This is a genomic window from Bradyrhizobium sp. CCGB01 (genome assembly GCF_024199795.1).
Lineage (GTDB): Bacteria > Pseudomonadota > Alphaproteobacteria > Rhizobiales > Xanthobacteraceae > Bradyrhizobium.
In genome coordinates, this window is record NZ_JANADK010000001.1 from 5740791 (window position 1) to 5752386 (window position 11596).

At 65.0% G+C, this 11596-nt stretch carries 13 protein-coding genes and 1 tRNA gene; 7 read left to right on the forward strand and 7 right to left on the reverse strand.

Annotated elements, in window-relative coordinates; all coding sequences use genetic code 11:
* Window positions 1–104 precede the first annotated feature (104 nt).
* Window positions 105–824, forward strand: a complete 720-nt coding sequence (locus NLM25_RS26640) for a DUF599 domain-containing protein (protein ID WP_254138959.1) — start codon at window positions 105–107, stop codon at window positions 822–824.
* Window positions 825–975: 151 nt separating this feature from the next.
* Here NLM25_RS26640 and NLM25_RS26645 read toward each other — a convergent pair whose 3' ends face one another.
* From NLM25_RS26645 to mgtE, 4 genes are all read right to left on the reverse strand, one after another.
* Window positions 976–1974, reverse strand: a complete 999-nt coding sequence (locus tag NLM25_RS26645) for a hypothetical protein (RefSeq protein WP_254138960.1) — start codon at window positions 1972–1974, stop codon at window positions 976–978.
* Window positions 1975–2023: 49 nt separating this feature from the next.
* A complete protein-coding gene (locus tag NLM25_RS26650) occupies window positions 2024–2842 on the reverse strand; it encodes an aldo/keto reductase (RefSeq protein ID WP_254138961.1) in 819 nt (272 codons plus the stop codon).
* 159 nt (window positions 2843–3001) lie between these two features.
* Entirely contained in the window at window positions 3002–3304 is a 303-nt protein-coding gene (locus NLM25_RS26655) for a DNA-binding transcriptional regulator (protein ID WP_254138962.1), read from the reverse strand.
* Between the two features lie 211 nt (window positions 3305–3515).
* Window positions 3516–4937, reverse strand: coding sequence for a magnesium transporter (mgtE, locus tag NLM25_RS26660; RefSeq protein ID WP_254120325.1), 1422 nt, complete (start codon window positions 4935–4937; stop codon window positions 3516–3518).
* Window positions 4938–5020: 83 nt separating this feature from the next.
* On the opposite strand from mgtE, the gene NLM25_RS26665 reads away from it, so the two are divergent.
* The gene (locus NLM25_RS26665; RefSeq protein WP_254138963.1) at window positions 5021–5827 is read left to right on the forward strand and encodes a polysaccharide deacetylase family protein; all 807 of its coding nucleotides are present in this window, start codon (window positions 5021–5023) and stop codon (window positions 5825–5827) included.
* Window positions 5828–5988: 161 nt separating this feature from the next.
* Window positions 5989–7257 (forward strand): polysaccharide deacetylase family protein, encoded by a 1269-nt coding sequence (locus tag NLM25_RS26670; protein ID WP_254138964.1) that lies wholly within the window; start codon window positions 5989–5991, stop codon window positions 7255–7257.
* A gap of 7 nt (window positions 7258–7264) precedes the next feature.
* Here the strand turns inward: NLM25_RS26670 and NLM25_RS26675 are convergent, their stop codons facing one another.
* Window positions 7265–7639 carry a hypothetical protein gene (locus tag NLM25_RS26675; RefSeq protein WP_254120328.1) on the reverse strand — a complete coding sequence of 125 codons (375 nt, stop codon included), beginning with the start codon at window positions 7637–7639 and terminating at the stop codon, window positions 7265–7267.
* A 216-nt stretch (window positions 7640–7855) separates the two neighbouring features.
* Between NLM25_RS26675 and NLM25_RS26680 the strand changes: the two genes are divergently transcribed.
* The 3 genes from NLM25_RS26680 to NLM25_RS26690 all read left to right on the forward strand — a co-directional run bounded on the left by NLM25_RS26680 (window position 7856) and on the right by NLM25_RS26690 (window position 9955).
* Window positions 7856–8113: a hypothetical protein gene (locus NLM25_RS26680; protein WP_254120329.1), complete on the forward strand. Its 258-nt coding sequence runs from the start codon at window positions 7856–7858 to the stop codon at window positions 8111–8113.
* Between the two features lie 340 nt (window positions 8114–8453).
* Window positions 8454–9083 carry a DUF1326 domain-containing protein gene (locus NLM25_RS26685; RefSeq protein WP_254138965.1) on the forward strand — a complete coding sequence of 210 codons (630 nt, stop codon included), beginning with the start codon at window positions 8454–8456 and terminating at the stop codon, window positions 9081–9083.
* 50 nt (window positions 9084–9133) lie between these two features.
* On the forward strand, window positions 9134–9955 hold the full coding sequence (locus tag NLM25_RS26690; RefSeq protein ID WP_254138966.1) for a DUF2182 domain-containing protein: 822 nt from the start codon (window positions 9134–9136) through the stop codon (window positions 9953–9955).
* Between the two features lie 151 nt (window positions 9956–10106).
* Here NLM25_RS26690 and NLM25_RS26695 read toward each other — a convergent pair.
* Both NLM25_RS26695 and NLM25_RS26700 read right to left on the reverse strand, forming a co-directional pair.
* A tRNA-Leu gene (locus NLM25_RS26695) sits at window positions 10107–10191 on the reverse strand.
* Between the two features lie 200 nt (window positions 10192–10391).
* The gene (locus NLM25_RS26700; RefSeq protein WP_035714832.1) at window positions 10392–10634 is read right to left on the reverse strand and encodes a FliM/FliN family flagellar motor switch protein; all 243 of its coding nucleotides are present in this window, start codon (window positions 10632–10634) and stop codon (window positions 10392–10394) included.
* Window positions 10635–10716: 82 nt separating this feature from the next.
* Between NLM25_RS26700 and lipB the strand changes: the two genes are divergently transcribed.
* Window positions 10717–11454: a lipoyl(octanoyl) transferase LipB gene (gene lipB, locus NLM25_RS26705; protein WP_254138967.1), complete on the forward strand. Its 738-nt coding sequence runs from the start codon at window positions 10717–10719 to the stop codon at window positions 11452–11454.
* Window positions 11455–11596 lie beyond the last annotated feature (142 nt).

The following is an 11596-nucleotide window of genomic DNA, read 5'->3' on the forward strand; positions in this document are numbered from 1 at the left end:
GTGCTCTGGATGCGCTGCTTTTAGCGCCATCGCCTGCCCCCAATCAATCGTTGCCGTGCCAATGCATGCGTGGCAATCGTTGCGATCCGCGCGAGGAGAGCGACATGAGCAGGCATTGGGTCGACATCACGGCGGTCGGCTTCTTCATCATCGAATGGCTGGTCTATGCCCTGACGCTGGAGCACTCAGCCTATGGCCGCGACAGCCTGTCGGCGCGCATGAACCGCTATCGCGAGGTCTGGGTCCGCCGCCTGCTCGACCGCGACACCCGCATGGTCGACATGCAGATCATGGCCTCGCTCCAGAACGGCACCGCCTTCTTCGCCTCCACCAGCCTGTTCGCGCTCGGCGGCGCGCTGGCGCTGCTGCACGCGACCAACGACGCGATCGCGATCCTGAGCAAGCTGCCGATCGACCTCAGCCCCACGCCGGCGCTGTGGGAACTGAAATGCGTCGGCCTGGTGCTGATCTGCGTCTACGCCTTCTTCAAATTCGCCTGGGCCTATCGCCTGTTCAACTATGTCGCGATCCTGTTCGGCGGCATGCCGCCGGCCGACCGGCGCGACACGCCCGAAGCCGAAGCTCATGTCATCCGGACCTCTCGCCTGTTCGAATCCGCCGGCCGCCATTTCAACCGCGGCCAGCGCGCCTTCTTCTTCGCGCTCGGCTATCTCGGCTGGTTCGTCAGCCCCTGGGTGCTGTTCGTGACCACGGCGGCGGTGGTGGTGGTGGTGACGTGGCGACGGCAGTTCGCGTCGAGTGCCTGGGCGGCGATGGCGCCGGAGGCGGTGGAGGGTGGCGAGGGGCTGAAGCGCGGTCATTGATGCGCTCTCACTCTCCTCCTCGTCATTGCGAGCGCAGCGACGGACCAAAATGCATCGCCGTCGTGCGCTCATTCGCGTCTCCACTCGCAGACGCACCTTCGCGTCCTCGCGGCGCAACAGCGACCCCGGATTGCGCTGCGCTCCATCCGGGCTACGATCCGCCGAAATCCCGTGGGCTGAATGGCAGATCTAAGATCTTCCATTCGTCGTACAGATTGGCCGGCAGCATCTTGTAGGGCTGGCAGGCCTGGAGCGCGGCCATCGCGGACTTGACGAGGGCCACGCCCTTCGCGGATGGCGGGGCTTCGATCAGGATCGGCTCGCGCGCCAGCGTTCCATTGGTGGCGAACAGCGTGCGCAGCTTGATGTTGACGGAGTCGGTCGGGCTGACCCCGGCCGGCAGCCTGGCGCAGCTTCGCAAATGGCGACGAAGCGCGGCGATGACTTCGGCCGGCAGCTTGGCCGCGATTGAATCCTTGGCGTCGCCGCCATCGTCCCTGGGCGCGTCTTTCGGCAAATCCGTCGGCAATTCAGGCGGCAGGCCCAGCATGACGCCGTATTTGACGGTGACGTCCGGCTCCGGTGCCTGATACGCCGGCGGCGGCGCGGCCTGCGGCTGCGGCATCGCTGGTGGCGGCGGCTGCATCGGAGGCTGCGGTGTCGGCGACGGCTGCATCGCCTGAAGCGGCGGTTGCGGCATCGTCTGCGATTGCGGTTGCGGCTGTTGCGACGGCTGCGGTTGTTGAGGCTGCGGCTGGACGTTGGCCTCGCGCTGCTTCGGCGCCTGTGAGGGTTGCGGCTGCGGCTGCTTCTGTTGCGTCGGCTTCTCAGGTTCAGGCGACGCCTGCTGCTTGGCCGCAGGCTTTGACGCCGCTTCCGCCTTGTCCTTGTCGGTGAAATCCAGCTTCGGCAATTTCAGGTCGGGTTTCGGCTCCGGCGGCTTCTCCTTCGCCTCCTCTTGAGCCTTCTCCTCGGCCTTTTCCTCCTCCTGCTTCACCTGCTCCGGCGTGACGATGTCGACCGAAACGGCCTCGGGCGCTGCGGCGTGGAACGGACGGACTTCGCTGATCACGATGATCAGCGCCACCAGCGTCAGATGCGCGATCGCCGACGCTGCAATGTCCGTCCGTATGATCTTCCGCAGTTCCATCGACCGATCTTGGGTTGCCGCCCTGCTGTTAGCATACCGCGGTGCCCCCTCAATCCCATTTCGGCGCGAAGCCGAAATCGGTCAGGCGGCCCTTGGGATTGGCCAGCGCAGCGATCTCGGCCATCTTGTCGTCAGAGAGCTCGAAATCGAAGATATCGATGTTTTCCGACAACCGTTCGACGCGCGAGGTGCGCGGGATCGCGGACACGTTCTGTTGCACTAGCCAGCGTAGGCAGATTTGCGCCGGTGTCTTGCGATGTGCGCGGCCGATCGCCGCGAGCGTCTGATCTGTCTTGATGCGACCCTTGGCGATCGGGCTGTAGGCGACCAGCGCGAGGCCGTGCTGGTTGCAGGTCGCCCTCACCTTCGTCTGGTCGAGATAAGGATGATATTCGACCTGGTTGCAGACCAGCGGCTCCGGCGAGAGCGCCACCGCCTGCTCGGTCAGCGCCACCGTGAAGTTGGAAACGCCGATGTGGCGGGTCAGGCCCATCCGCTTGGCATGCGACAACGCACCCAGCGTCTCCTCCAGCGGCACATGCGAATTGGGCCAGTGCAGGAGCAGGAGATCGACGGACGGGAGCCGCATCCGGGCGAGGCTCTCCTTGACCGAGCGTTCGAGATCGTGGGGCGCGAAATGGTTGGTCCAGACCTTCGTAGTGAGGAAGATGTCGTCGCGGCGCACGCCGGAGCCGCGCAAGCCGTCACCGACCTCGCGCTCGTTGTCGTAGACCTGCGCGGTGTCGATGTGGCGATAGCCGAGCCGCAGCGCCTGCTCGACCACGCGGGCGCAGGTGCGCCCGCTCAGCTCCCAGGTCCCGAGCCCGATCGCCGGTATCCTTGCGCCGTTGGCCTCGACGAACAGCATGAGGAATCCTCTCTGTTGCGATCGCCCCAAATCATCGTCCAGGCGTCATTATGGACCCCGTCCGTGACACTGCCAACGGACGACGCCGGCCGCCGGGCCGGATCTTCAGGGCAATGCTAACGGGAGGTTCGCGTCAGACCTCGACGTCACGACTTGACGTCAGGCTTTGGCGAGCGCCTGGAACACCGTATCCGGCGCATGCGCGATCACGGCGAGCAGCGCGCGGGCCGGTCCCCGCGGGGCGCGCTTGCCCTGCTCCCAGTTGCGGATGGTCTCGACGGGAACGCCGAGCTTGGCGGCGAACTCCATCTGGGTCAGGCAGGCGCGGCGGCGCAAGTCGCGCACCGCGAGCGAGCTGGTGTCGCCCTGCGCAGCATTGGCCGACGGCTGGACCGGAAATTCCTGTCCATCCCGCAACTCGACGACCCGTCCGTCCGCCTTCAGCCGCAACCGCATGTTCATTCCCCCAAGCGGAGCGATGATGCGGCAGGTCGCTTAAGTTCGGATTAAAGATGGCCCCGTAACCCGGGACACGGGAGTGAGGGTGCCCCCGGCCCAACCCCCGTCATTGCGAGGAGCTCTTGCGACGAAGCAATCCAGGATCTTTCCGCGGAGAGATTCTGGATTGCTTCGCTGCGCTCGCAATGACGGGGAGAGATGCGTCCGAACACCCCTACCTCAACCCGAACCACAGCGTCGCGATGCCAAGGAAGGAGAAGAAGCCGACGACGTCGGTCACCGTCGTGACGAACGTGCCCGAGGCCACGGCCGGATCGGCCCTGACACGTTCGAGCGCCATCGGGATCAGGATGCCGCCGAGCGCGCCGGCGATGAGGTTGCACACCATCGCCAGCCCGATGACGATGCCGAGGCCCGGGATCTTGAACCAGGCCACCGCCGCGATGCCCGTGATCACGGCGAAGGCAAGGCCGTTGACGAGCCCGACCATGCCTTCGCGTATCACCACGCGCCAGGCGTTGGAGGAGCCGAGCTCGCGCGTCGCAAGCGCGCGCACCGCGACCGTCATGGTCTGGGTCGCGGCATTGCCGCCCTGGCTTGCGACGATCGGCGCCAGCACCGCGAGCGCGACCATCTTCTCGAGCTGGCCCTCGAACAGGCCGAGCACGGAGGATGCGAGAAAGGCGGTGGCGAGATTGACCAGCAGCCAGTTGAACCGCGCGCGCGCAATCGTGAACACGGTGTCGGAGAGTTCTTCATCGCTGGTGACGCCGCCGAGCGCCTTCAGGTCTTCGTCCGCCTCCTCCTCGATCACGTCGACGACGTCGTCGACGGTGATGACGCCGACCAGGCGGTCCTGGGTGTCGAGCACGGGCGCGGCGACGAGATTGTACTTGCCGAACATGCGCGCCACCTCCTCCTGGTCCTCCAGGACGGAGACGCGGCGGCGATCCTCGTCGGTCAGCTCGGCAAGCGCCACGGGACGACGGGCACGGAGCAGGACGTCGAGCGAGACCGCGCCCTGCCAATGCTGGTCCCTGTCGACGACATAGATCTCGTAGAAACGGTCTGGCAGATCCGGCGTCTCGCGCATGTAGTCGATCGCCTGCCCGACGGTGAAATCCTGCGGCACCGCGATGAATTCGGTCTGCATCCGGCGGCCGGCGGAATTTTCGGGATAAAGCAGGCTGCGCTCGAGCGCGACGCGCTCAGGCAACGGCAGCTTCTCGAGGATCTCCTCCTGCTCCGCCTGGTCGAGGGTTTCCAGCAGCTCGACCGCGTCGTCGGATTCGAGCTCGCGGACGCCCTCCGCGACCGTCTCCGGCGGCAGCTCCTCGAGGATCTCCTCGCGCACGCCCTCGTCGAGCTCGTTCAGTGCCGAGAAGTCGAAGTCGCGCCCGGTCAACTCGACCAGGCGAACGCGATGGTCGGGCTCGAGGGCCCCGATCAGATCGCCGAGATCGGCCTCATGCAGCTCCGCGACGCAGGCGCGCAGCGCGGCGCTGTCGCCGGCCTCGATCGCATGGGCAATCTCCTCGACGAATTCGTGACGAATTTCGCCGTCTTCATTGCGCATCGGAACGTGGTCGAGTACCGAGGCCTCGGCGGATGGGGCACCGTCCATATGTTCATCCATGGCGCGCCTCGCCGTTTGACTAGGTTGGAACGAGTGGTCTGAGCTGACGGTCAGGCAATACCCACAAGCGAACTGCGAGCGCAATGGCAAAGATGCTTCGGCTGAAATGGACGTCGATCTCGGTGAGCGCGGTCTTCGCGGCCCTCGCCGGCGTCGCCTCGGCGGATGCCGCGGAGTGCCCGCGCAAGGACGCGCTCGGCACCTCGCGCGTTCTGAGCGTCGATGCCAGGACCACGCCGCGTGTGGGCCTGAAGAGCTTTCCGCAGACGCTGCCGCTCGCCGATCACGAGGTCGTGCTGACCTTCGACGACGGCCCGAACCCGCCGACGACGTCGAAGGTGCTGGCCGCGCTGGCGCAGGAATGCGTGCGCGCGACCTTCTTCCTGATCGGCCTGCACGCCTCGCAGCAGCCCGAGATGGTCAAGCGCATCGCGCGCGAGGGCCACAGCATCGGCCACCACACATGGTCGCATCCGTTCATGGCGCGGATCCCGTTCGAGAAGGCGAAGAGCGAGATCGACCGCGGCATCGCGGCCGACGAGATGGCCCTCAAGGGCGTGTCGACGACGACGCCTTCGACGCCGTTCTTCCGCTTCCCTTATTTCGAACACACGCAAGCGCAGCTCGACCTGCTCCAGTCGCGCGGCATCGTCGTGTTCGGGGCCGACCTCTGGGCCAGCGACTGGAACGAGATGACGCCGGAGCAGGAATTGAAGCTCGTCACCGAGCGCCTTGCCGCCGCCGGCAAGGGCATCATCCTCTTCCACGACCCCAAGGCGCGCACGGCCGCTATCATGCCGGCCTTCCTGCGGTATCTGAGGGAGAACGGCTATCGCGTGGTTCACGTGGTGCCGGCGGGCGCATCACAGAAGAACGCCGACGCGCATTGATGCCGTAATGTCACGGCGTCGCAAAATGGGGTGATTTGAGCCCCATTAACAGTCTGTTCATGCTACGCCATGCAAAGATGCAGGGGGTATTGCGCCTGAACCGTTTCTGGGCATCTCCGACCTACTAAGGCGGCAACCGCGTAAGGAGGAAGACGAGGTTCATGATCGGAAGTAGCGTTGTTCTTCGGACGCGATCGTGGATCGTCCTCTGTCTGGGGCTATTGGTCGTCGGTTCGCCGGCGGCCCTTGCGGCGGAGTGCCCCGGTCATCCCGACGCGCTCGGAACATCCCGCACCCTCGTGGTCGACCCGCGCGAGCATCCGCGCATCGGCACCATGCAGTACCGCGAGACGCTGCCGCTGAAAGACCATGAAGTCGTCCTGACCTTCGACGACGGTCCGCTGCCGAAATATTCGAACCAGATCCTCCAGATGCTCGCCGACGAGTGCATCAAGGCGACCTTCTTCATCATCGGCGAACAGGCCAAGGCGAACCCGGAAGGCGTGCGCAAGCTGGTGGCGGCGGGCCACACCGTCGGCACGCACAGCATGAACCATCCGCTGACGTTCGACCGGATGCCGCTCGACAAGGCCGAGACGCAGATCAACGGCGGCATCGCGTGGACCTCGGCCGCGATGACCGATCCGTCCAAGCTGGCGCCGTTCTTCCGCATTCCCGGCCTGATGCGCGCCGAAGGCGTCGAGAACCTTCTGATCTCGCGCGGCATCCAGGTCTGGAGCGCCGATTTCCCGGCCGACGACTGGCGCCATGTGTCGTCCGACCGCGTCTACCAACTCGCGATGCAGCGGCTGGAAGCCAAGGGCAAGGGCATCCTGCTGCTGCACGACATCCAGGCCCGCACGGTCGCGGCGCTGCCGAAGATCATCCGCGACCTCAAGGCGCGCGGCTATCGCATCGTGCATGTGGTGCCGGCGACCGCGGACCGTCCGGCGACGCCGACCACGGCGGTGGAATGGCTGCTGCATCCGCCGACCGAGACCGTGCCGATCGCACGCTGGCCCTCCGTGCCCAGCTTCGTGTTCACGCAGACCAAAACGCTGCCGGCGCCCTCGCTGGCCGACCTCAATGCGCAGACCGAGCATCAGCCGCTGCTGCCGCGCCGGACCAAGGCGCAGGTGGACGTCGCATCCTCCCTGCCCGTGCCCGGCCCCGATCTGTTTGCCATTCCCGAGGGCTCGCTCGAAGTCCTGCTGTCGACGACCTTGTCGCGGCGCGCGGCGACGCGGCTGGCGATGGCGTCCGAGACGCCCCGTGCGGCCAAGGGAAAGGCCGGCAAGCCGCACGCTGCCCGCGCCGCGCATGCGGCCCATGGCGCACCGAAGCATACGGCGCAGGCCAAGAGCGCTGCGCCCAAGGGCCCCGCATCGCATTCGACCCGCGTCGCGACCGGCGTGAAGAAGCGCGCCTAAGTCGTCGTCACTGCCGCATGATGTTGGCGACGCAGAGCAGCACGATCAGCGCCAGGAAGAACAGGTCCATATAGGACTTCAGCTCGCCGTCGCGGCGCAGCCGGGCAACGTCGGCCACGACCTGCTTGCGCGCGCTCGTTCCGCCCGAACCGTCATTGATCGGAGCCTGCAGGCGCTTCGTCTCCGCCTCCAGCTTCTCGATCTTCTGGAAGAAATAGAACGCACGCAGCGTTGAGGCGGCACGCATGCCGGCATAGACCAGCACCAGGATCGCGAGGATCGCCCGGTTCTGGTATTTTTCCATGAAGTTCAGGCTGAAATAGACCATCGCCATGAACGCGAAGTTGGTCACGAAACGGTAGACGAAGCTAAGAAAGACCATGCTGGCTCCAGCCCTGAGCGATGCGACCCGGTCTACGCCAACTTAATTTCGACAAAGATACGATCGCCGGGCGCCTTTTAGCCACGCGCGGTCATAATGCAAGGGAGAGCCCAGGGGCTTGCGCGTTCCACGTAAACGAGAGGTTGCCAGCAGCTCGATGGAGATTCGCTGGAAGCTACGGTAGATTGGCTCAGCCACCGCATGTGGGGTCTGCCGATGCCGAAAAAGGGAATCACCGGCCACGACGACTGGGTTCTGACCGAGGCGCTTGCGACCGCGCTGGTCGCGCTCGAGCAGCTCGAGCCGAAGCACCAGCCGAGCGCGCATATGGACGACATCCGCAAAATGCTGGCGAACGGCAAGGAGCCGTCGGCCGTGAGCCTGCACCTCGCCCAGGCCAAATGTCGCCTGTTTCCGGAGGCAGATCCGCTCGAGATCTACCGGGAATACGGGATCGGCGACGAATACGGCTGAGCGGCCCGTGGGGGCCGTTTCGCGTCAGATCAGGATCTTCGAGGCTGGCGCGCTCGGAGGGCGGTCGCATCTGGTGCGATTTCAATGGCTTGCGGAAATCGGTAAAGAGTTAGGTGCGTTTCCGCTGATAGGGTGCTCTTCCAGCAAGTCGGCCGAGGCTCACACTCCGCTTCGCCGAGTAGAGGTGCGCACCTTTGAAATCTGCCGGCACTAGCTCACCTTCCTCAACGTATTTCGATAGTGGAATCGGCTTGCGGCGCTTCCCCACGAAGCGTAACTTTCAACTACACGTAGCTCATTCGAAAGCAAACTATCGGGTTCGGCCTAGCGGGAGAGAGCGATGGCAGATGTCCCATGGCACCTTTCCGGTGACTATTTCGAAAATTGCAGTTGCAGCATCGTGTGTCCCTGCCTCGTGTCGGCGGCTCCCCCGCTGACCGCGCGACCGACCGAAGGCTTCTGTAACGTACCGCTGATCTTCCACGTCGAAAGCGGCCGCTATGGCGACATCGAGCTCGATGGACTCAATGTCCTGGTTATCCTCCAAGCACCTGGGGTCATGGCAGACGGAGATTGGTCGGTGGCCGCCTATATCGATCAGCGCGCCAACGATGAGCAGACCGAGGCTCTAGCTGCGATCTTCACCGGCGCCGCCGGTGGTCCGATGGCCGCGTTCACACCGCTGATCAGCAAGAACCTGGGCGTGCGCAAGGTCCCGATCACGTTCCGGATCAACGGCAAGACGCGGTCCGCGGAAATCCCCGGCATCCTGCACATGTCCGTCGATCCCTTACCAACCATGCATCCGAGCGGCGAGATGTGGGCAAACATCGGTCATCCGGTCAGCCCCGACGCCATGGTGATGGCCGTCGGCGCCCCCGGCAATACATTCAGCGATCACGGCATGCACTGGGATAATTCCGGCAAGAACGGCCTCTATGCGCCGATCCGCTGGTCGAACCAGGCGTGATGTAAGCTCCCGATACCGGCCAGCGTCAGGGCCAGCAACGTCGATCGCAAATGACGGACAGCCCTCTGGAAACCGTGCTCCGGCGCGATCGTTGGATTGTCGGCGGCGCGATCGGCGTCATTGTCGCGCTGGCATGGAGCTATGTGATCTGGCTCGCTAACGACATGGACATGGGCGGCATGGACATGACCGGGTTCCGCATGATCCCGGCCGGGATCGGCATCATGCTGCCGGCCAACGAGCCATGGCGAGCGATCGAGTTCGCGTATGTGTTGCTGATGTGGGCCGTGATGATGATCGGAATGATGGCCCCCTCGGCCGCGCCCATGATCCTGATGTACGCCCGCGTGGGTCGACAGGGCAAAGCGCAGGGCAAGCCGTTCGCCGCGACCGGCTGGTTTGCGGCCGGTTATCTCCTCGCCTGGTGCGGCTTTTCGCTGGCGGCCACCTTTCTGCAATGGGTGATCGAGCGGGCCGCCTTGCTCGATTCCCGGATGGCGATCGCCAGCAACCTGCTCGGCGCCATCGTGCTGATCGCGGCGGGAGTCTATCAATGGACACCGCTCAAGGACGTCTGTCTCGCCCAATGCCAGTCGCCGTTTCTGTTCCTGATGCGCCACGGCGGCTTTCGCGGCGACCGGCGAGGCTGCCTGCTGCTGGGGCTTCGGCACGGAGGCTATTGTGTCGGCTGCTGCTGGGTTTTGATGGCGCTTTTGTTCGTCGGCGGGGTGATGAACGTGCTCTGGATTGCGCTTTTGGCGCTGCTTGTCCTTTTGGAGAAACTCACTCCGGTCGGACGATGGATCGCGCGTGCTGCCGGCATTGCATGTGTCGCCGCGGGCGCCTCGCTGCTGGTGTTCTTGCCGCAGTGACTGCAGGTCGCGGACGTTTATCGCGACGACGGAGCGCCCCCCGGCCGAGAGATCGAACATCAGGGATCAGCGGGGGCACATTCCAGGATTGGCAGTGCCAACAAGGCGGGCGTCGAAGATCGCAGAAAGATTCTTCGCGCCTCTCTTCCCTTGGTGCGCTCGGAGGGACTCGAACCCCCACGATTTTACTCACTGCCACCTCAAGGCAGCGCGTCTACCAGTTCCGCCACGAGCGCTTAGGGGATGCCGGCTTTAGGCTTGAGGGCCAACCGGATCAACGGCGCCGATCTAACAAATCCATCAGAGGGGTACAAGCCTGCAAAGGCCCCGAATTCCACAAGCTTTGCAGGAAAATTCTGCCGCTCCCCCCGGATCGGCCCTATCGGGTGCCTCGGCCGCAACCGCCTGCCCCGGGCCCTACCGGGTCCCCGGGCCGCTACCGCGTGCCCGCCGTGCGCGGCAGCATCTGCTTGACCTCAACCGCGATCCGGTTGCGGTCGACCAGCACGACGCCGGAGGCCACCGGCAGGTTGTTGGCCAGAACCTTGACCTCGTCGGCCTCGGTTGCGTCCAGTTCGATGATGGCGCCGCGGGAAAGACGTAATACTTGATGGATCGGCATGGTGGTCGTCCCGAGGACGACCATGAGATCCACGGTGACTTTGTCGAGAGTGGGCACTGTCAGGACCGCCGCAACTTGGGACTTAAGCCAAAGGACTTGGCATTTGCGCCTGCGATCATCACCACGTTATGGTTAGCCAATGGTTAATTCGCCTCAAAACCCCCGCCAAGACCTCGATTTGACGCCGTTTTCCGCCGCCGGCGGTGAGCCCGTCGAATGGCGAATCTCGGACGCGCCCGTGCCGTATCCGGAGGCGGTGGCCGCCATGGAGGCGCGGGTCGCCGCAATCGCGGCGGGCGAAGCCCCGGAACTGGTCTGGCTGCTCGAGCACCCCCCACTCTACACCTCCGGGACCTCCGGCAAGGACTCCGACCTGCTCGATCCGCGATTCCCGACCTTTGCCACCGGGCGCGGCGGGCAGCTGACCTATCACGGGCCGGGCCAGCGGGTGGCCTATGTCATGCTCGACCTCAAGCGCCGCCGGCCGGACGTCCGGGCCTATGTCGCGAGCTTGGAGGAATTGATCCTGCGCACGCTCGCCGCCTTCAACGTCCGCGGCGAGCGGCGCGAGGACCGGGTCGGCGTCTGGGTGAAGCGGCCCGACAAGGGCGTCGGGCACGAGGACAAGATCGCGGCGATCGGCGTCCGGCTGAAGCGCTGGGTTTCGTTCCACGGCATCGCCATCAATGTCGAGCCCGAGCTATCCCATTTCGCCGGCATCGTGCCCTGCGGCGTTGCCGATCCCCGTTATGGCGTCACCTCGCTGGTGGATCTCGGCCAGCTCGTGACCATCGCCGACGTCGACGTCGCGCTCCGGCAGGCGTTCGAGGAGCTGTTCGGGCCGACACGCGCACTATTGCCCGAAGCGGCCGCCTAGCACTTTTTCTGTTTCAGCCGGAACCGTGCGCGTCTCCGCTCGCCGGGGAATCGGCTATGCTTGAGCCAGGTGCCGCCCACGCCTCCCCCCTCCGCCGGGAAAGTACAGATCATGCCGGGCGATGAGATCATCGGACCGACTG